This is a genomic window from Pseudodesulfovibrio hydrargyri, assembly GCF_001874525.1.
GTDB classification, from domain to species: Bacteria; Desulfobacterota; Desulfovibrionia; order Desulfovibrionales; family Desulfovibrionaceae; genus Pseudodesulfovibrio; species Pseudodesulfovibrio hydrargyri.
The window spans coordinates 743,886-762,767 of sequence record NZ_LKAQ01000004.1 but is presented as its reverse complement, the minus strand read 5'-3'; the positions used below and the strand labels follow the sequence as shown (position 1 = coordinate 762,767).

Annotated in this window: 17 protein-coding genes; 8 read left to right on the top strand and 9 right to left on the bottom strand. The window is 65.2% G+C overall.

Going from position 1 to position 18,882, the window contains the following annotated elements; all coding sequences use genetic code 11:
• Positions 1-85 precede the first annotated feature (85 nt).
• From BerOc1_RS07940 to BerOc1_RS07920, 5 genes are all read right to left on the bottom strand, one after another.
• Positions 86-1,720, bottom strand: a complete 1,635-nt coding sequence (locus BerOc1_RS07940; protein WP_071545179.1) for a methyl-accepting chemotaxis protein — start codon at positions 1,718-1,720, stop codon at positions 86-88.
• Positions 1,721-1,843: 123 nt separating this feature from the next.
• Complete coding sequence (gene chrA / locus BerOc1_RS07935) at positions 1,844-2,995, bottom strand: chromate efflux transporter (RefSeq protein WP_071545178.1); 1,152 nt, start codon at positions 2,993-2,995, stop codon at positions 1,844-1,846.
• 9 nt (positions 2,996-3,004) lie between these two features.
• A complete protein-coding gene (gene hemW / locus BerOc1_RS07930) occupies positions 3,005-4,234 on the bottom strand; it encodes a radical SAM family heme chaperone HemW (protein ID WP_207503300.1) in 1,230 nt (409 codons plus the stop codon).
• A 2-nt stretch (positions 4,235-4,236) separates the two neighbouring features.
• The gene (locus BerOc1_RS07925) at positions 4,237-4,590 is read right to left on the bottom strand and encodes a hypothetical protein (protein ID WP_071545177.1); all 354 of its coding nucleotides are present in this window, start codon (positions 4,588-4,590) and stop codon (positions 4,237-4,239) included.
• A 2-nt stretch (positions 4,591-4,592) separates the two neighbouring features.
• Entirely contained in the window at positions 4,593-5,135 is a 543-nt protein-coding gene (locus tag BerOc1_RS07920; protein WP_071545176.1) for an epoxyqueuosine reductase QueH, read from the bottom strand.
• A gap of 296 nt (positions 5,136-5,431) precedes the next feature.
• Here BerOc1_RS07920 and BerOc1_RS07915 point away from each other — a divergent pair, with 296 nt between their 5' ends.
• The 4 genes from BerOc1_RS07915 (at position 5,432) to BerOc1_RS07900 (ending at position 8,738) form a co-directional block, all read left to right on the top strand.
• On the top strand, positions 5,432-6,343 hold the full coding sequence (locus BerOc1_RS07915; protein WP_165610800.1) for a choice-of-anchor A family protein: 912 nt from the start codon (positions 5,432-5,434) through the stop codon (positions 6,341-6,343).
• A 135-nt stretch (positions 6,344-6,478) separates the two neighbouring features.
• Positions 6,479-7,078, top strand: coding sequence for a VOC family protein (locus BerOc1_RS07910; protein ID WP_071545175.1), 600 nt, complete (start codon positions 6,479-6,481; stop codon positions 7,076-7,078).
• Positions 7,079-7,149: 71 nt separating this feature from the next.
• Complete coding sequence (sfsA, locus tag BerOc1_RS07905) at positions 7,150-7,878, top strand: DNA/RNA nuclease SfsA (protein ID WP_071545174.1); 729 nt, start codon at positions 7,150-7,152, stop codon at positions 7,876-7,878.
• Entirely contained in the window at positions 7,875-8,738 is an 864-nt protein-coding gene (locus BerOc1_RS07900) for a DMT family transporter (RefSeq protein ID WP_071545173.1), read from the top strand. The genes sfsA and BerOc1_RS07900 overlap by 4 nt, the downstream gene beginning before the upstream one ends.
• Before the next feature lie 329 nt (positions 8,739-9,067).
• On the opposite strand, the gene BerOc1_RS07895 is transcribed toward BerOc1_RS07900, so the two are convergent.
• Positions 9,068-9,568: an acyl-CoA thioesterase gene (locus BerOc1_RS07895; RefSeq protein ID WP_071545172.1), complete on the bottom strand. Its 501-nt coding sequence runs from the start codon at positions 9,566-9,568 to the stop codon at positions 9,068-9,070.
• 1 nt (position 9,569) lies between these two features.
• Positions 9,570-9,812, bottom strand: a complete 243-nt coding sequence (locus BerOc1_RS07890; protein ID WP_071545171.1) for a hypothetical protein — start codon at positions 9,810-9,812, stop codon at positions 9,570-9,572.
• A gap of 190 nt (positions 9,813-10,002) precedes the next feature.
• On the opposite strand from BerOc1_RS07890, the gene BerOc1_RS07885 reads away from it, so the two are divergent.
• Positions 10,003-11,886 carry a potassium transporter Kup gene (locus BerOc1_RS07885; RefSeq protein WP_071545170.1) on the top strand — a complete coding sequence of 628 codons (1,884 nt, stop codon included), beginning with the start codon at positions 10,003-10,005 and terminating at the stop codon, positions 11,884-11,886.
• A gap of 219 nt (positions 11,887-12,105) precedes the next feature.
• Complete coding sequence (locus BerOc1_RS07880) at positions 12,106-13,269, top strand: aldo/keto reductase (protein WP_071545169.1); 1,164 nt, start codon at positions 12,106-12,108, stop codon at positions 13,267-13,269.
• Between the two features lie 202 nt (positions 13,270-13,471).
• Here BerOc1_RS07880 and BerOc1_RS07875 read toward each other — a convergent pair whose 3' ends face one another.
• Positions 13,472-14,539 (bottom strand): M24 family metallopeptidase, encoded by a 1,068-nt coding sequence (locus BerOc1_RS07875; protein WP_071545168.1) that lies wholly within the window; start codon positions 14,537-14,539, stop codon positions 13,472-13,474.
• A 6-nt stretch (positions 14,540-14,545) separates the two neighbouring features.
• Positions 14,546-15,907, bottom strand: coding sequence for a protoporphyrinogen/coproporphyrinogen oxidase (locus BerOc1_RS07870; RefSeq protein WP_071545167.1), 1,362 nt, complete (start codon positions 15,905-15,907; stop codon positions 14,546-14,548).
• Positions 15,908-16,169: 262 nt separating this feature from the next.
• On the opposite strand from BerOc1_RS07870, the gene BerOc1_RS07865 reads away from it, so the two are divergent.
• Together BerOc1_RS07865 and BerOc1_RS07860 are read left to right on the top strand one after the other, a co-directional pair.
• Positions 16,170-16,349, top strand: a complete 180-nt coding sequence (locus BerOc1_RS07865) for a hypothetical protein (protein WP_242652918.1) — start codon at positions 16,170-16,172, stop codon at positions 16,347-16,349.
• Between the two features lie 408 nt (positions 16,350-16,757).
• Positions 16,758-18,854: a phage tail protein gene (locus tag BerOc1_RS07860; protein WP_071545165.1), complete on the top strand. Its 2,097-nt coding sequence runs from the start codon at positions 16,758-16,760 to the stop codon at positions 18,852-18,854.
• The last annotated feature ends 28 nt before the right edge of the window (positions 18,855-18,882 follow it).

Sequence of the window (18,882 nt, the reverse complement as noted above, 5' to 3'; positions counted from 1 at the left end):
ACTGTTAGATAATATTCTCCACAAATCAAAGCCCCCGCCATATTCAGCGGGGGCTTCCCTTTCTCGCGTTGAAAAATCGTCCCGGTCAGGACTGCATGCGGCCGATGAGTTCCTTGAGGGCTCCGGCCAGGGAGGACAACCGGTCCAGGTCGGTGCGGGCCTCGGCCATGGCCTGGGCGGTTTCGCTGGAAATGGCGGTGATCTCCTCGGTGGCTCGGGTGACCTGTTCGCTGGTGGCCGACTGCTCCTCGGCGGCCGTGGCGATGGAGCGCACCTGGTCCGCGGTCAGGATCACGCTTTGCCGGATGTTCTCGATGGACTGTCCGGCGCGGTCGGCCAGGCCGGTGGACTCCTGGATGGAGGCCACGGCCCTCTCCGTGGCGGCCACGTTCTCATGGGCGCCGGTGCGGATGGACTGGATGGCCGCGTCCACCTCCTTGGTGGCGGTCATGGTCTTTTCGGCCAGCTTGCGGACCTCGTCCGCGACCACGGCGAAGCCTCGCCCGGCCTCGCCCGCGCGGGCCGCCTCGATGGCCGCGTTCAGCGCCAGCAGGTTGGTCTGGTCCGCGATGTCGTCGATGACCTGCATGATCGCCCCGATGTCCTCGGTCTGCCGGTCGAGCTGGGCCATGGATTCCTTGAGGGCCTCGGACTGCACGCCCACGTCCTGGATGGCCCGGACCACCTGGTTGACCAGCCCGGCCCCCTCCTCGGCCAGGTCGCGCATGTCGTCCGCGTTGTTGGAGGCGCTCCCGGCGTTCTGGGCCACCTCAAGCACGGTGGCGTTCATCTGCTCCATGGCCGTGGCCGTCTCGGTGGCCCGGTCGCGCTGGATGTCCGAGCCGTGGCTGGCCTCGTCCACCTTGTGGGACAGGGTGGCGGACGCCCCGTCCAGCTCCTCGGCGATGGCCTCGGCCTCGCGGGCGGTCTGGGCGATGACCTCGTGCTGGTGCAGGGCCTCGGCCTCGCTCTGCTTGATTTTCGTGGTCTCGGTCAGGATGGTGAACGCGCCCACCACCTTGCCGTCCAGGTCCTTGATGGGCGAGACGTCCACCAGCAGGTGATAGGGGCGGCCCTTGCGGCCCTTGCCCTTGGTGGCCTGGCCCGTGACGACCTTGCCCTTGCGCATGCACTGGCCGAGCAGAGTCGGCCGCGAGCGGTCGCCGTAGACGAACTCGGACATGTGCATGCCGATGAATTCGGACGGTTCCCCGTCTATCTGCAAGAGGTCCAGCTCGGGCTGGTTCAGGAAGGTGATGATCTCGTCGGTGTCCACGACCACGCACGGCTGGGTCAGGCTGGTCAGCAGCCCCTGGGCCATGCCGAGCTTGGCCTTGAGCTCACCGGTCATGTTCCGGACCGCGTCGATGGCCTCGCCGATGGCGTCATGGGCCTCGTATTCTATGGCCGCATTGTAGTTGCCCGCCGCCACCTCCAGGGTGTAGGCCGACAGGTTGTGCAGCGGCTTGAGCAGGGCGCGAACCAGCAGAAAGCTGCCCAGCAGGGAGCCGAGCACGCCCGCGGCCACGATGGCCCCGGCCACCAGAAGGATCTGGCGCTCCACCGCGCCCAGGGCTTCGGGGGACACGTTCAGTTCGTTCAGCGCGCCGTCCATCAGATAGACGATGCCCCCGGCCAGGATCAGGGCGGTCAGGGCGACCATGGCCACCACGCCGAGGATGAGCTTGTAACGGAACGGAACCCTCTTGGAATCGAACATACCTTCTCCCTCCGGGACTGCCGGATGGCGCCCGCTGGGCCCGTCGGCTCGGGCCAATTCTCTAGATAATATTTAGATTCTCTACGGCGGCCGTCCGATTCTGTCAACACGGACGGATTTTCACTAAAAGGCCAGCGCCCCGATTCCGGCCCCGGCCAGGACCACCCAGAGGATGTCCGCCTTCTTGCGCAGACTGATGAACGCGGCCAGGGCGAAGACCGCCTGGGGGATGGTCCAGTGGATGGACACGCCGAAGCGCACGGCCACGGCGGCCATCAGCCCCACCAGGGAGATGAGGCTGCCCTTGAGCACCCGCCGGGCGATGGGCGAGCGGATCAGCCTGTCGGCAAAGGGGGTGGCCGCGCACAGGACGATGAGCGAGGGCGAGAACACGGTCACCGCCGCTATGAGCGCCCCGGCCAGCCCGGCCACGGCATAGCCCACGAACGCCCCGGTCATGACGATGGGCCCGGGCGTGACCTGCCCGAGCGCGATGCCGTCCATGAACATGGGGCCGGTCAGCCAGCCGCGCACCTCGACCACCTCGTGAAGCATGAGCGGCACGGACACGTACCCGCCGCCGAAGGCGAAGCAGTCGATCTTGACCATGAGCAGGCCGAGCCGGAACAGCTCGGGGTCCACGATGAACAAAGCGGCCAGGAAGAGGGCCAGGCCCGCCAGGAGCAGCAGGGCGAAGCGCAGCGGCCCGTTCCCGGTGGACTCCCTCGGCTCGGGCAGCCCGCAGCCCTCGTCGCGCAGCAGAAACACGGCCAGGGCGCAGACCGCGGCCATGGCCAGGATGGGGTTGCCCTTGAGCCCGAGCCAGACGCCGGCCAGGCAGGCCAGGGCCATGTCGGCCGGGCCGCTCAGGTAGCGCCGGGCGAAGTTGACCGCCGCGTGGAGGATCAGGGCGACGATGACCAGTTGCAGTCCGGCAAAGGCCGAGGTCACCACGGCCACGTCGCGGGCCGAGAAATAGAGCGCGGTCAGGCCGAGCATGAGCAGGAAGGCGGGCAGGCCGAACCCGGCGTAGGCGGCCAGGGCGCCCGGGCCGCCGCGCGTCCGCAGCCCCACGTAGGCGGCCATCTGCATGGCCGTGGCCCCGGGCAGCAGCTGGGTCAGGGACATGCCCAGGGAGAACGAGGCGTCGTCGAGCCACTGTTTGCGCTCCACGGCCAGGGCCCGGATGTACGGGACCATGGCCGGGCCGCCGAAGGCGGTCAGGCCGAGCCGGGTGAAGGCCAGGAAGATGCGGGTCAGGGAAGGGGCGCTCATAGGGGCCGCCTAATCGCCGAAGGCGAGCCGTTCGATGATCACGTTGGACACGAGCATGCCGTTCTTGGTCAGCCTGAGCCGGCCGCCCGAGATGCGCACCAGGTTCTCGCGGTGCAGGGCGCTGATCAGCTGTTCCTTCCTCTTGACCAAGTCGAAGCCGGTGCGTTTGCGGTACTCCTTGAGATCCAGCCCCTTGCCCGTGCGCAGGGAAAGCATGACCATCTCCTCGAGCAGGATATCGTCGGTCAGCTCCTCATAGTCGCTGCCCACCAGTTCGCCGCGCACGTAGGCGTCGTACTCGTCCATGTAGCGCGGCACCGTGAACCGCCTGCGCCCCAGGGTGGACACGGCCGACGGCCCGAGCCCGAGGTAGTCGGACCCGTCCCAGTATCCGGAGTTGTGCACGGACATGAACCCCATGCGCGCGAAGTTGGAGACCTCGTAGTGCAGGTAGCCCACGGATTCCAGGAACTCGGCCCCGTACACGAACATGCGTCCCTGCTCCTGGTCCAGGGGCAGGGTCAGGTCCCCGCCCTCTCCGCAGCGCCGGGCCATGACCGTTCCCTCCTCAAGGGTCAGGTTGTAGGCCGAAATGTGTTCGGGCCGCATCTCGGAGACGATGCGCAGCTGGTCGAGCCAGACCTTGAGCTTCTGGCCGGGCAGCCCCCAGATGAGATCCAGACCGATATTGCCGAACCCGGCCCGACGCGCCTGGTCAAAGGCCTGATAGGCCATGGCCACCGAGTGCGGGCGGCCCATGACCTGCAGGTCCGCGTCCTTGAGGCTCTGCATGCCGAGCGACAAGCGGTTGAAGCCCATGGACAAAAGCCCCCGGAAATAGCTGACGTCCTGGGCCGAGTCCGGGTTGGCCTCGATGGTCGCCTCGACGCCCGGCTTGAGGACGAACGCCTTGTTCAGGGCCTTCATGATCCGGTCGAGCTGGGCCAGGGGGATCAGGGACGGGGTGCCGCCGCCGAAATAGATAGTGCGCAGCTTCGGGCGGTGCAGCCGTCGCCCCCACAGCTCGATCTCCTTGAGCAGCAGGGACAGGTACCAGGCGAAGGTGGCCTGGTCGAAGGACTGGGAATGGAAGGAGCAGTAGTGGCATCGGGCACGGCAGAAGGGCACGTGGATGTAGAGCAGCAGCCCCTTGCCGTTGTCCGCGACCTGCGCCGGTTTGGCCCCGGCGTCGGGAAAGGCGGGCCGCACCGGGACGTTCTCGCCGTAAATCCTGCCCACGTTCAGCCCTCCCGGCGGCTGGCGAAGACCGCCAGCGCCCCGACGACGAGGTACAGGGCCACCACAAGGCCGATCAGAGCCATGCCGGGCGCGCTGGTCAGGCTGGACCAGGCCAGGAGCAGGCCTCCGGCCGCCTCGTAGAGCATGAGCAAAGTGACGGCCCAGATGGAGATGGCCCGCCCGGCCTGGGCGAAGCGGGCGATGACCGCGTAGACGGCGAGGGCCAGGATGCCGATGCCCCATACCTCGGCCGAGCCTTGGACCAGTCCGTTGACGATCACGGCAATGGTTTTGAGCAGCAGAAAACCGACAAGCGCATGCTTGCGCGTGAACAGGAAGGCGAACAGCGCGCGCATGGCTAGCCCAGCAACTCCCGCTTGTACCGCTCGTTCTCGCTGTACAGGCAGCCGCAGTACTGCTGGCGGTAGATTTCCCACTCCTTCGAGGTCTCGATGCCCTCCTTCCAGCCCTCGCGGAAGTCGTGGTACAGGAATTTCGTCTTGGCCGACTCCAGGTCCCGGCCGAGGGCCGCTATCTCGTCGTGCTTCTGGTACTTGGAGTAGAGCAGGGTGGTGGTGAAGAAGTCGAACCCGCCCCGTTTGGCGATCTGCGCGGTGCGCTCCAACCGCATGGCGTAGCAGTGGAAGCAGCGGTTGTTCTCGCGGTGGGCCACGGCCCGAAACCACTCCTGGGGCCGGTACTCGTCGTCCTTGACGATGACCTTCACGCCCAGCTTCTCGGCCACGGTCAGGCAGCCGTCCCGCCGCTTCGCGTATTCCGTGAGCGGATGGATGTTCGGGTTGTGGAACAGTCCCGTGACCTCGTGCCCCTCGGCCAGCAGCGTCTTGAGCGTGGTGATGGAGCATGGGCCACAACAGATATGCAGCAATAGTTTCGTCATTGGGTCGCAGTTTGAGCCCATTTCGCGCGGTTTGTAAAGGGAACCGGGGCGGCCCGCGCCGCCCGCGCGGCTCCCATGCCCCCGGCGGAGCACCGTTTTTTCGCGTTGCACTGTAAAGCGGGCCGACAACAAACACGCGTTTTTTACATGTTGACGCGGGATGCATTCGCGGAAGATATTGTATTCCGTATGGATAGCCAGGCAGCACGGCTTTTGCTATATTTCTGTTACAAGTGTAGGGGAACTTCCCCTGAATGGCCCGCATGGGGCCGACGTACAGACTCTGGAGCATTCTCATGAAGTATACATATATTCTTTTCACCCTGCTGGCCCTGGTCCTCGCGGCCTCGCCCGCCCGGGCGTCGTACATCGACCTCGGAGTGGCCGGGGAGTACAACGCGTTCATCCTGGGCGACTTCACCAGCAACAGCAGCGACACCCAGGGCAATCTGGCCGTCGGGGGCAACGCGGTGATGTCCAGCTACAGCATCGGCGGATCCGTAGTGGTGGGCAACGATTTCACCCTGACCGACGGCAGCATCGGCGGCGACGTCGTGGTGGGCGGCACCGCCAACCTGACCAGGGTCGGCACCGGCTCCCGCTCCATCGGCGGCCATGCCACGCTGCCGTTCGATTTCGATGCGGCGGCGGCCTATCTCAAGAACCTGTCGCTTACTTTGAGCGGCACCGGAGCGAACGGTACGGTGGGCGACAACTCGGGCGTCCTGACGCTGAACGGGAACAACTCCTCCGGGCTTCAGGTCTTCAACATCGACGGCAGCACTCTCCTGAATGCCAACACACTGTATTTCAATCAGATCGCCGATGATGCGACCATACTGATCAACGTCTCCGGCGATCTTTCTGGGCTGACCAGCATGGGACTGTTGTACCCCGGAGAGTTCAGCGACAACGTCCTGTTCAATTTCTTCGAGGCCGACACGTTGCTCCTGGACGGCGTCGGCGTCCGGGGCTCCATTCTGGCTCCGCATGCCCGAGTGACCGGCGCATCTGGTGAATACAGCGGATGGGGGAACATCGACGGGACCCTCATCGCCTCATCCTACAACGCCCACATCGAGCAGCACGACGTCCCCTTTGACGGCGGGACGCCGGTGCCCGAACCCGGGACCTTCCTGTTCACGGGCCTCGGACTCCTGGGCCTGGCCGGCTTCATGCGCCGGAGCAAGCGTCGGAACAAGGCATAGCCGAGAGCCCCGGACCACGGTCCGGGGCTTTTTTTGCGCCCGCGAGCCGCCCCCTTGTGCGCGGTCCGGTTCTCCTTTTCTCCTTTCCTTCCCCATGGTAACCTGGGGCCAAACCAAACAAGGAAAGGATTTCGCATGGCACGATACACCGGCATCAACCACCTGGCCATGGTCACCGGCGACATGGACGGGACCATCCGCTTCTGGCGCGACCTGCTCGGCATGCGCCTGGTGGTCGGCCTGGGCCACCCCGGCTACCGCCACTATTTCTTCGAGATCGCGGAAAACGACATGATCGCCTTCTTCGAGTGGGACGGCGTGGAACCGTTGGACGAGCGGGACCACGGGTTTCCGGTCAAGGGCAAGGTGGCCTTTGACCACATCTCCTTCGGGGTGGCGGGCGAGGACGACCTGTGGGAGATCAAGGACAAGCTCGAGGCCGCCGACATCTGGTGCTCCGAGGTGGTGGACCACGGGTTCATCCACTCCATCTACACCTTTGACCCGAACAACATCCCCATCGAGTTCAGCGCCACGGTGCCCGGCGTGGACCTGCGCAGAACCCCGGTCATGACCGACTCCGACCCCAGCCCGGAGGCCCGCAAGGGACCCGAGCCGCGGCCCGGGGTCTGGCCCGAGGTGACCGAGCCCACGCCGGACGAGGACAAGGCCGTGTACGAAGGCGAGGGGCACAAGATCGTCGAGGCCCTGGAAAGACTCAGGCGCGGGGAATAGCCGGGGACCCCGGGGTTTTTGGCTGGCAAAAGCCGGGGAAATCGCCTAGTGCTTGTGCCCCAGGAGAAACCGTGTCCAGACCCGCCGCCCATATACCCTTTCACGCCCCGTGCCGCCGCGCCGCCTTTATCCGACGGATAAAGCGGTTCACCGTGGAGGCCGAGGCCCTGGACGGCCCGGACAAGGGGACGGTCCTCAAGGCCCACACCAACAACACCGGGTCCATGCTCGGCCTGCTGCGGCCGGGCGGAACGGCCCTGCTCTCGCCCGCGGCCAACCCGGACCGCAAGCTCAAGTACACCCTGGAGGGGCTGGAGCTCGCCGGGGCCATGGTCGGGGTCAACACCCTCACGCCCAACCGCATGCTGTACGCGGCCTGGCGGGCCGGAGCCATGCCCGAGATGGACGGCTACGGCCATTTCCGGAAAGAGGCCAAGGTGGGCCAGAGCCGCCTGGACGCGCACCTGACCGGCGATCCCGGCGACCTGTGGGTGGAATGCAAGAACGTGACCATGGTCGAGGACGACGTGGCCCTGTTTCCGGACGCGGTCACCGAGCGCGGCCAGAAGCACCTGCGCGAGCTCATGGCCCTGGCCGCGACCGGCGCGCGTGTGGCCCTGTTCTTCCTGGTCCAGCGGCCCGACGGCCGTTGCTTCGGCCCGGCGGACATGATCGACCCGGTCTATGCGGAATTGCTTTACGAAGCCCTGGACGCCGGGGTTGAGGCCTGGCCCTACGTGGCCGGCGTGGACGAGACCGGCATCACGCTGGGCCGCAGGCTGAAGGTGGTGGCCCCATGAGCGCATTGGTCATCGGCGCGGTGCTGATCAGTTTTTCCTCGGTCATGGTGGTCCTGGCCGGGCTGCCCCCGGACGTGACCGGGTTCTACCGGTTGACCTGCGGCGGGCTGGCCATGCTCATGGTCCTGGCCCGGGCGGGCAAGCTTCGGCTGTTCACGCCCAACGTCGTCAAGTGGGGCTGCGTGGCCGCCGTGTTCTTTGCGGGCGACTTCGTGTTCTGGCACCGCTCCATCGCCTTTGTCGGCCCCGGACTGTCCACCATGCTCGGCAACTTCCAGGTCATTCCCCTGGCCGTGGTCTCGGCCCTGTTCTTCAAGGAGCGCATGCCGCCGCGCATGTACGCGGCCATCCCGCTGGCCCTGGCCGGGCTCTACCTCATGGTCGGCGTGGGCTGGTCCGGCTTTTCCGCCGACTACCGCCTGGGCGTGTTCTACGGCCTGGCCACGGCCTGTTTCTACGCCCTGTACCTGCTCTCGCTCAAATACGCCCTGGCCAAGGACAAGGCGGACTCCCTGGTCCTGGCCTCGGCAGCGGCCCTGGCCACCGGTCTGATCCTCGGCGCTTTCGCCCTGGTCGAGGGCGAGTCCTTCGCCATCCCCACGTTCAAGTCCCTGGCCGCCATCGCCACCCTGGCCCTGATCTGCCACGCCGTGGGCTGGTTCCTGATCACCAGGGGCATCCAAAACGTGCGCGGCGCCCTGGTCGGGCTGATACTGCTGTTGCAGCCGACCCTCTCCTTCGTCTGGGACATCCTCTTCTTTGGTAAGGCGATCAACCCAATAGAACTATCCGGTGTGGCTTTGGCGCTCGCAGGCATCTATATCGGCTCACAGGGCGGGAGGAGGAAGCGGGCGCGGTAGGCGGCTTCCGATAGCGGGCCATCCGCACATTTTTCGAGGGCCCGCCTGATCCTCACGTACTGGGGTACGCTGCGGTCAGGCGGGCCCTCGAAAAATGCACAGCTGACCCACTCTCGAAAGCCTATCCCGAGCGCGGTAAAAGAGCCGCTGTCGGGTGCTGCGCACCCGAATCGCTCCAAGGAAGAGACAGAGCCTTCGATTTAGTTATAGGTCGAAGGCCTTTTCCCCGTGTGTACTTGCCCCGCGAAGCGGCAACAAAAAGTTTGGAAGGGGGAGTCCAGAGGCATCCATGCGAAAGGGCCGCCCTTGGGCGGCCCTTTCGCATGGGGTCATTCCTTGGTTGGGCAGACCCTTTTGCCCTCTTCGAGTTCGCGTTCGCGTTTGCGGTTTTCGCGGCGGAGTTCGGCTTCGCGGTAGCGGCGTTTGGCGGTTTCGGTCTCGAGCTTGAGGGGCGGGACTTCGGCGGGTTTGCCGTTGTCGTCCAGGGCCACGTAGGTCAGGTAGGCGGAGTTGGTGTGGCGGACCTCGCCGGTGCGCAGGTTTTCGGCCTCCACGCGCACGCCGATCTCCATGGAGGTGCGGCCCACGTGGTTGAGGCTGGCCTTGAAGATGAGCAGTTCGCCCATGTAGGCGGGCTGCTTGAAGGCCATGCGGTCGATGGACACGGTCACGGTATTGCTGCGCGAGTGGCGTTTGGCGACCACGCCGCCGGTGGTGTCCACGTGTTTGAGTATGACGCCGCCGTGCAGGTTGCCTGCGGGGTTGGCGTCCTGGGGCAGAACGAGATGGGTCATGACCACCTCGGACTCCGCTGCGGATTTCGCTTTCATATCAGTCCTCTCTGGATTTTCCGTATTGCACTCGGGCCTCCCAGACCAGTTTCCCGATCTTGCGGCCCAGGTCGGCCTGGCGCGTCTTCATCAGCGCCTCGGCCGCCTCCTGGTTGCCCTGCTGCTTGAGCAGGGTGGCGGATTCGAGGTCACGCAGGTGGCTCTCGCACTCCCGGATTATACCCGAAAGGTTCAGGGTTTCCAATTCCTTGGGAACACGGACACTGCGAACTTTCTTGCTCATTGCACCACCCCCCCGGAGGTTTTCATTGTGTCATTCAAATTGATGACAGAGCGTGGCGCGGTGGTCAAGCCCCGTATTTCGGGCCTTTGCGGGCCGTTTGCACAGGGGGGTGGTCCCCGGGCGCGGATGGCTGTATGCTGTTTCGCGCCGGGCCTGAAATCCGGGCCCGGCCACGCAACCCGGAGCTTCGATGGAACATACCGACAATCCAACCGGAAAACGGCTGGCAGGGCTTTCCCTGGCCGCGCTGGGCGTGGTCTTCGGCGACATCGGGACCAGCCCGCTGTACGCCCTGCGCGAGTGTTTCCACGGCGACTACGGCATCGCGGTCACCCCGGAGAACGTCCTGGGCGTGCTCTCCCTGATCTTCTGGGCGCTGATGCTCATCGTGTCCTTCAAGTACCTGACCATGGTGCTGCGCGCCGATCACGACGGCGAGGGCGGCGTGCTCGCCCTGACCACCCTGGTCAAGCCGCGCCGGGAGCGCATGACCAGGGGGGCCTGGGTGCTGGTCATCCTCGGCCTGTTCGCGGCCTGCCTGCTGTACGGCGACGGCATGATCACCCCGGCCATCTCGGTCTTGAGCGCCGTGGAAGGATTGGGGCACATCACGCCCTTGTTCGATCCGTACATCCTGCACATCACCCTGATCATCCTGATCAGCCTGTTCCTGCTGCAACGCCACGGCACGGCCAAGGTCGGCACCCTGTTCGGCCCGGTCATCCTGGTCTGGATGGCCAGCCTGGCCCTGATCGGCCTGCACCAGGTGGTCAAAAACCCCTCGGTGTTCGCGGCCATCCTGCCCTGGCACGGCCTGCATTTCCTGATCGCCAACAAGGTCCACGGGTTCGTGGTTCTGGGCGCGGTCTTCCTGGTGGCCACCGGGGCCGAGGCCATCTACGCGGACCTTGGCCATTTCGGGCGCAAGCCCATCCGGCTGACCTGGTTCCTGGTGGCCCTGCCCGCCCTGCTGCTCAACTATTTCGGCCAGGGCGCGCACCTGCTGTCCGCGCCCCAGGACGCCTTCCACCCGTTCTACGCCATCGTGCCCCGCTGGGCGATCATCCCCATGGTCGTGCTGGCCACCATGGCCACCATCGTTGCCTCCCAGGCGGTCATCACCGGGGCCTTTTCCCTGACCTCCCAGGCGGTCCAGCTGGGCTACCTGCCCAGGCTGCGCGTGACCCACACCTCGGCCGCGCACATGGGCCAGATCTACGTGGCCCCGGTCAACTGGCTGCTGATGGTCTGCACCGTGGGCCTGGTCCTGGGCTTTCAGACCTCGAGCAGGCTGGCCGCGGCCTACGGCGTGGCCGTGACCGCGAGCATGCTGGTCACCGCCACCCTGTTCTACGTGGTCATGCGCAGGCGCTGGGAGTGGAAGCTGCCGGTGGCCCTGGGGCTGACGGTCCTGTTCTTCACCGTGGACTTCTCGTTCTTTGCCGCGAACATGACCAAGATCGCGCACGGGGCGTGGTTCCCGCTGGTCATCGCCCTGCTGGTCCTGGCCGTGATGCTCACCTGGGAGAAGGGCGGCGAGATCCTGGCCGTGCGCGCCCAGGGGCTGACTCGGCCCCTGGACGACTTCCTCAAGGAGATCACCGACAATCCGCCCAAGCGCGTGCCGGGCCAGGCCGTGTTCCTGACCCGCAGCCACAACACCGTGCCCGTGGCCATGATCCAGAACCTGCGCCACAACAAGGTCCTGCACGCCGAGGTCTACTTCCTGAACATCCGCACAGAGCAGATCCCCCGCGTGCCCAACTTCGAGAAGATCGAGCTGGAGCGTTTCGGCTCGGGTGTGCTTCGGGTCATCGCCCACTTCGGCTACATGGAGGAGCCCACCGTGGCCGTGATCTTCGCCCTGTGCCGGGACAAGGGCGTGGACGTGGACATCAACGCGGCCAGCTTCTTCCTGGGCCGCGAAAAACTGACCGTGGGCGATCCCCCGGCCATGGCCCGCTGGCGCTCCAGCCTCTACCTCTTCCTGGCCAGGAACGGCATGGACCCGGCCGCCTTCTTCGACATCCCATCCGAGCAGGTCATCGAAGTCGGGGCCAGGTTGCAGATCTAGGTTCGTCAGGCGGCTTTCGGGAGCTGTGCCGGCTGAAAAAGAGGATTGCACCAGAATTGCGGAGTAATGTGCATTCCTCTCGGGTAGCTGCTATGTAATCAATGAAGGCGAAGAATCCGTTGCCATTCACGCGCTTCCCGAAGCCTTTGGCCTGCGAGGCCGATCCTCCGGCTCCGGGGGGCGTGGAGGCGTTCCACTCTTTTGCATTACGGAGATGCCATGCAGTACAGAACATTTGGAAAAACCAATGAGAAGGTTTCGGCGCTCGGTTTCGGCACCATGCGGCTGCCCGTTGTCGGAGGCGATAACAGCAAGGTGGATGAATCCGCCGCGCTCAGGCTGTTGCAACATGCCGTGGACAACGGCCTGAACTACATCGACACGAGCTGGCCCTATCACGGCAACAGCCTGACCGAGGGCGGCGCGAGCGAGCCGTTTGTCGGCCGGGCGCTGAAGGCCATCGGCCGGGACAAGGTCTTCGTGGCCACCAAGCTGCCCATCTGGGTCGTCGAATCACGCGCCGACATGGACGTCTACCTGGACAAGCAGCTGGAACGGTTGCAGACCGATTACGTGGACTTCTACCTGGTTCACAACATCATGGAGCCGACCTGGAGGAACGTGGTCTCCCTGGGACTCCGCGATTTCCTGGACAAGGCCCTGGAGAGCGGCAAGATACGCTATGCGGGCTTCTCCTTTCACGACACGCCCCAGTTGTTCCAGGAAGTGTCGAACTTCTACGACTGGTCGTTTTTTCAACACGCCTGCAACTATTTCGACACCAAGTTCCAGGCCGGTCTGGCGGGTATAGACGAAGTCTGCGGACGCGGCCTGGGCTTCGTGGCCATGGAGGCCGTGCTGGGCGGCATGCTCGCGGACCAGTTGCCCCAGGAGGCCCTGGACGTGTTCGCGGCCACGGGCATCGACCGCTCTCCGGCGGGCTGGGCCCTTCGCTGGGCCTGGAACCGGCCGCAGACCAGCCTCGTCCTCAGCGGCATGAGCACCATGGCACAGGTGGAGGAGAACCTCCGCCTCGTGGACGAGGCCCTGCCCGGCTCCCTGACGCCGAAGGAACTGGAGGCAATCGAGACCGTCCGGGCGATCCTCAAATCCAAGGGGCCGGTTCCGTGCGTCGAGTGCGGCAAGTGTTCCTGTCCCAAGGGCGTGGACATTCAGCAGAATTTCACGATCTACAACTCGAATCACACATTCAGGAATGTGCCGCTCGGCTGTCATCAATACCCCCTCATGCTCACTGCGGCGGGACATGGCGCCGAGCTGTGCGACGGCTGCGGCGAGTGTGAACCCATGTGCCCCGAGGGTATCGCCATCGCAAAGGAAATGCCCAAGGTGGCGGCATACTTCGCGGACGATGGCAAATAGCCCGAGAACAACGCGGCGGGCGGTTCAGCCTTCTATCCTCCGTCTTTCCTCCCGCCCCGCGTAGCGGCGCTAAAAAGTTTGGAAGGGGGAGTCCAGAGGGGGAAACTTTTCCAAAAGTTTCCCCTCTGGCCGCCGGAGGCAAAAAAGGACGCGCCCCGCTGAGCGGGGCGCGTCCTTTTAGTTGCTTCGGTCGGCCGACCGGTTACATGACGCGGCAGCCGTCATCGGTGACGAGGACCTGGTATTCCCAGCGGATGCCGCCCCAGGCGGGGTCGTAGAGGCCTGGTTCGACGGTGACGACCATGCCGGGTTCGAGTTCGCCCTGGCCCACGCGGGACAGGGACGGGGGCTCGTGGGTTTCCAGGCCCACGCCGTGGCCCAGGCCGTGGGTGAACAGGGCCTCCACCCCGTCCTTTTCAAAGACCGCGTAGGCGGCGCGGTAGGCCTCGACGCAGGTCAGGCCTGGGCGGATGATGTCGATGGCCGCCTGCTGGGCCGCGCGCACCTGGTCCATGGTCTTCTTGAAGCGGTCTGACGGCTTGTCCCCGACCCAGAAGGTCCGGGTCTGGTCGGAGTTGTAGTCGAGCAGCCGGCAGCCGGTGTCGATGAGGACCATGTCGTTTTCGCGAAGCAAGGTGTCGCCGGGGATGCAGTGGGGCAGGGCCGCGTTGGGGCCCACGCCCACGATGGTCGAGAAGGCCAGTTCCTGGGCGCCGTGTTCGCGGAAGAATTTCTCCACCAGCCAGGCGACTTCCTTTTCGGTGCGGCCGGGGATGAGCTCACCCTCGATGTATTCGAAGAGCTCGTGATTCAGACGCATGGACTCGTCCATGCGCCGGATTTCGTCCTCGTCCTTGATGATCCGCAGGGACTCCACGATGTTCTCGGTGGGAGTCAGGTCGAAGTTCTCGGACAGCTTGTCGTAGTCGAACAGGTGCAGGGCCTTGGGCTCGAAGCCCAGGGCGTCGACGCCGCGCCCCTTGAGGAACTCGGCGATCTCCTTGTGCTTGCGGGCCGCGTAGATGCACAGGTTGTTCTCGTCCCAGACCTGCCGGGCCGCATCCAGGTAGCGCGGGTCGGTGAACAGGTAGTCGTCGCCGGGGGTGACGACGATCCAGCCGGACGATTCGTTGCACTGCGCGTCGTGCAGTTCGAAGCCGCTTAAGTAATACCGGTTGGCCGCCAGCGACACGAGCATGGCGGACAGGCCGCGGGCGTGCATCTCGCTCTTGAGATCCTCGCGGCGTTTTTCGAAAACGGATTTGTCCATGATGTCCTAATCCAGTGTGTAGGTTTTTTCCGGGGTGCCGGTGACCATGCGCTCGGCCCACTCCACGCCCTGCATGACCGAATGGTCCATGTTGGAGACCTCGTATTTCCAGCCGCCGAAGCGGCCCCGGGACTGGATGCCCATGGCTTCCAACCCCGGCTGGAGGATGCTGAGCGCGTTGTCGCGCGCAAGGCACGGCACGGGATAGCCGTAGTCCACGGCCATCTCCCAGCGGGTCAGGATGTCGTCCACCCTGTCCCCGCGCAACAGGGCGGAGTTTACCAGACCGTCCACGGTGCGGTCCATCAGTTCATGGACGTTTTCCGGCTTGTGCCTGGAGAAGGACGTCTCGCACATGAGGGCCAGCTGCTCGCCCGGCCGGGCCGCGTTGTTCGGCGAATAGTTGTGGAAATTGGTCACCCGGTAGAAGGGCGAATCCGACTCCGGGAAATACATCCAGCACCGGGGATCGCGGGCGGCGTCCGGCTCCCTGTCCAGGCCGACCCCGGCCACGTACACCGAGTTGTGGGTCAGCTTGCCCGCCGCGTCGATCATGGCGTCCGGGGCGTCCGCGAGCCATTCGCGGGCCAGGATGTCCAGGGGCGCGGTGTTGAGCAGGGCGTCGTATTGGACGGTCAGCCCCTGTTCGGTGGCCACGGTCCTGGTTTTGGCGTCGATGCGGTTGACGGCCTGATTGTATTCGATGCGTCCGGCCAGGCGATCGGCCAGCCGCCGGAATATTTCGCCCGTGCCGCCGTGCAGCGGAAACTTGAAGGTGTTGTTCGGGCCCCAGGCCACGTCGTCGCGCTCCAGGATGATGTTGCGCAGCACCTTTTTCAGGTCCACCACCGAGACCCGCTCGCCGATCCAGCCGTACTGCATCAGCTCGGGCGGGGTGGCCCAGACCTTGAAGTTGTACGGGTCCATGAAGTGGCGGGCGATACCCGGGCCGAAGACCGCGTCTATCCACTGGGCGAAGTTTTCGGGCGGCGCGTCGGGCCGGTTGCCGGGCAGCAGCCCTTCGACGCACTCCCAGCGGGCGTCCTTGGGCAGATAACGGATGTTGTTCTGGAACGGGTAGGGCACCCAGGCCTGGTTGGAGCGGACCCAGGATTCGCGCTGGTGCTCGAGCCGCTCGTCGCCCAGCAGGGAATCCATGAGCGCGTCGAAATAGGCGTAGTGGGAGAAGACCACGTGTCCGCCGATGTCCCAGGTGAAGCCCTTGCCGTCCTTGAAGCTGGCGGCCAGCCCGCCCGCGTAATCGTTGCGCTCGAGCACCAGGAAGTCGGCCTCGCCGAGTTCCCGGAGCCGGTGGGCCGCGCCCAGGCCGGTGGGGCCCGCGCCAATGATCAGGTATTTGGTTCTCACTGTTCGCCCTTGGTTGCGGTGGCAGTTCTTTCCGGTCCGTTCAACCTTATCAAGTTTGGTGCCAGCCGGAAGGGCTTCTGTCAAAGGGCCGGGCATAAAGGGGATTTCCCAAGCCCGGGAAATAATAACTCGACTAAGTGAACGGCCCCTTGCCAATCCGTGATCGGGGGCTTACCTTGAGATCATGACCAGGAAATTCGATCCCGAATTGTTGTATGTGGAATGTCACCGTTGCGGCCAGCCTGTCCTCTGGAAGCGCGGCATGACCACGAAGCTCCTCAAACTGGCCAAGATCGATCCGTCCTCCCTGGATGAGCGGTGCGTGATCCTCTCGGAAGGATGCCCCAACTGCGTTCCCGACGAGACCACCTTCACCACCCAGGTCATTCGCCTGAACCGGGAAAAGGACGAACGATCCTCCTTGCCGGCAGTGGCCAACTAGGGCAGGCCGACATACGGCGTGAAAAGCGCCTGTATTCCGGGTAACCATCCGGAATACAGGCGCTTTCGCTTTTTTGTCCGCTGCCTGGCCCGCCACTTCCCGTTTTCCGTCCCCCCTTGTCCGCTTTTGCTTGTCATTTCATACCCCATCGCTAGACATTCTCTTCCCAAGCCCATTTCCCGGGACGCCTTCAATGGCTTGCCGTGGGATGTAATATATTGATTCCATGGGATAAAAAATAGAGAGGTGTCGGCCTGCGGCACGCCCGCCCCGCTGAAAATCCGTCAAGCTGTTTTTTCATACCTCTCGGCTCCGCTCGGCACCCTGTCGGCTCCCGGCCGGAAAACCGGGGCTATGCTCCCTGGCAAGCCCGGGGCGCGTCCCCGAAAATCAAGGAGCCGAGCGCATATGAGCATAGCCACCCCAGCGATCACCAATTTCACGGCGGGCGAGATCTCCCCCAGGCTGGAGGGGAGGACCGACCTCTCCAAATACTTCAACGGGTGCCGCACCCTGGAGAACTTCCTCGTCCATCCCCACGGCGGGACCTCGCGGCGGCCCGGATTCCGGTTCGTGGCCGAGTCCCTGGGCCGGGACGCCCCGGTCCTGCTCATCCCCTTCGAGTTCAACGCGGAGCAGACCTACGTGCTCGAGTTCGCCGGGGGGGCGGACGGGCAGGGGCGCATGCGCGTCTTCACCGGGCACGGCGTGGTCCTGTCCGACGGAGAGGAGTACATCCGGGACATTCCATACACGGCCGATGAGTTTGGCGAATTGGGCTACGCCCAGTCGGACAACTCGCTCATCCTGGTCCATCCGGACCATCCGGTGCGCGAAATGACCCGTGTGGACCACGACGACTGGACCCTGGAGGAGATGGCCTTCACCGGACGGCCCGAGGCCTGGGCCGAGAGTGATTATCCTTCGGCCGTGTGCTTCTACGAGCAGCGGCTGGTCCTGGCCGCCACCCGCACCCGCCCGGCCACCCTGTGGCTGTCGCGCACCGGCGAGTTCACGGATTTCCGGCTGAAGACCCGCGAGGTGCCCCTGGAAGGCTGGCGGGACCTGGAAATCACCGACAAGAACGGCGACGGGCTGCGCGACGGCAAGGCCGGGGACTCGATCGTTCTCCTGGCCGGGACCGGGTTCGAGGCACGGGACGCGCTCAAGGGCCAGCACCCGGACGGGGCCACCCGCTACTACCGCTATAAGGGCGCCAAGAACTTTTCCGCCGTCAATGCGCAGGTCACGGTCGTGTTCGCGGCCGAGCCGGCGGGCAACCAGATCGAGCCGATCTGGAATGAGGCGGGCGAATTCAACGGGGAGGCCTGGGACGGTTTCGAGGTCGGCGACCGGACCGACGCCTCGGCCGGGGACGAGCCGCTGGACGACGACGCCATCGAGGTCACCCTGTCCGGCCGCCAGGCCAACGGCATCGAGTTCATCGTTCCGCGCCGCTCCCTGTGGATAGGCACCGCGGGCGGCGAATGGACCTTGAGCGCCTCGTCCAGCGACCCGCTCACCCCGGAGAACGTCAAGGCCGCCCAGGAGGGCACCAGCGGGGCCTCGGCCACCCGGCCCGAGTCCGTGGGTTTCGCCACTCTGTACATCCAGCGGGCCGGGCGCAAGATCCGCGAGATGTCCTACCGCTTCGAGGCCGACGCCTACGTGTCCAAGGACCTGACCCTGCTCTCGGAGCACATCACCGAGGGCGGGCTGACCCAGCTGGCCTACGTCCAGGAGCCGGACTCCATTCTCTACGGCGTGCGCGGAGACGGGGTGTTGGTCGCCCTGACCTACGTGCCGGACCAGGAGGTCGTGGCCTGGTCGCGCATCGTCACCGACGGAGTGGTGGAGCGCGCGGCCACGGTCTACAACGACGCCGAGAAACGCGACGAGCTGTGGATCGCGGTGGTGCGGACCGTGAACGGCGAGCCCCGCCGGTACATCGAGTACCTGGAGGCCCCCTTTGACGGGACCATCGCAAACGGATTTTTCGTGGACAGCGGCCTGACCTATCGCGGGGCCCCCACAAACACCGTGGGCGGGCTTTCCCACCTGGCCGGGCGGACCGTGTCCGTGCTGGCCGACGGGACCGTACAGGCCGACCGGATCGTTGCCGGGGACGGTACCCTGGTCCTGGACCGGCCCGCCTCGGTCATCCACGCCGGGCTCCCCTATGGCTCGGTGCTCCAGCCCATGCGTCTGGACACGGGCAGCCAGCGGGGCACGGCCCAGACCAAGAAGAAACGCATCACCAAGGTGGCCGCCCGGTTCCACAACACCCTCGGCGGCCTCATCGGCCCGGACCTGTCCAGGCTCGAGCCGGTTTACTTCCGCTCCCCGTCCACGCCCATGGGGCAGTCGCCCGGGCCCTTTTGCGGCGACAAGACCGTCAATTTCCCCAAGGGGTGGGATCGCGACGGGCTGCTGACCATCGTGCAGCGGCAGCCCCTGCCCATGACCGTGCTCATGATCGTGCCCCAGCTCATCGTCAACGAATAACCGGGAACAACCCGAACCATAAAGAGAG

Excerpts from the sequence above, each read along its gene's own strand:
- BerOc1_RS07940 (WP_071545179.1), bottom strand. The coding sequence starts at position 1,720 with ATGTTCGATTCCAAGAGGGTTCCGTTCCGTTACAAGCTCATCCTCGGC.
- chrA (WP_071545178.1), bottom strand. The coding sequence starts at position 2,995 with ATGAGCGCCCCTTCCCTGACCCGCATCTTCCTGGCCTTCACCCGGCTC.
- BerOc1_RS07925 (WP_071545177.1), bottom strand. The coding sequence starts at position 4,590 with ATGCGCGCGCTGTTCGCCTTCCTGTTCACGCGCAAGCATGCGCTTGTC.
- BerOc1_RS07920 (WP_071545176.1), bottom strand. The coding sequence starts at position 5,135 with ATGACGAAACTATTGCTGCATATCTGTTGTGGCCCATGCTCCATCACC.
- BerOc1_RS07915 (WP_165610800.1), top strand. The coding sequence starts at position 5,432 with ATGAAGTATACATATATTCTTTTCACCCTGCTGGCCCTGGTCCTCGCG.
- BerOc1_RS07910 (WP_071545175.1), top strand. The coding sequence starts at position 6,479 with ATGGCACGATACACCGGCATCAACCACCTGGCCATGGTCACCGGCGAC.
- BerOc1_RS07900 (WP_071545173.1), top strand. The coding sequence starts at position 7,875 with ATGAGCGCATTGGTCATCGGCGCGGTGCTGATCAGTTTTTCCTCGGTC.
- BerOc1_RS07895 (WP_071545172.1), bottom strand. The coding sequence starts at position 9,568 with ATGAAAGCGAAATCCGCAGCGGAGTCCGAGGTGGTCATGACCCATCTC.
- BerOc1_RS07890 (WP_071545171.1), bottom strand. The coding sequence starts at position 9,812 with ATGAGCAAGAAAGTTCGCAGTGTCCGTGTTCCCAAGGAATTGGAAACC.
- BerOc1_RS07885 (WP_071545170.1), top strand. The coding sequence starts at position 10,003 with ATGGAACATACCGACAATCCAACCGGAAAACGGCTGGCAGGGCTTTCC.
- BerOc1_RS07880 (WP_071545169.1), top strand. The coding sequence starts at position 12,106 with ATGCAGTACAGAACATTTGGAAAAACCAATGAGAAGGTTTCGGCGCTC.
- BerOc1_RS07875 (WP_071545168.1), bottom strand. The coding sequence starts at position 14,539 with ATGGACAAATCCGTTTTCGAAAAACGCCGCGAGGATCTCAAGAGCGAG.
- BerOc1_RS07865 (WP_242652918.1), top strand. The coding sequence starts at position 16,170 with ATGACCACGAAGCTCCTCAAACTGGCCAAGATCGATCCGTCCTCCCTG.
- BerOc1_RS07860 (WP_071545165.1), top strand. The coding sequence starts at position 16,758 with ATGAGCATAGCCACCCCAGCGATCACCAATTTCACGGCGGGCGAGATC.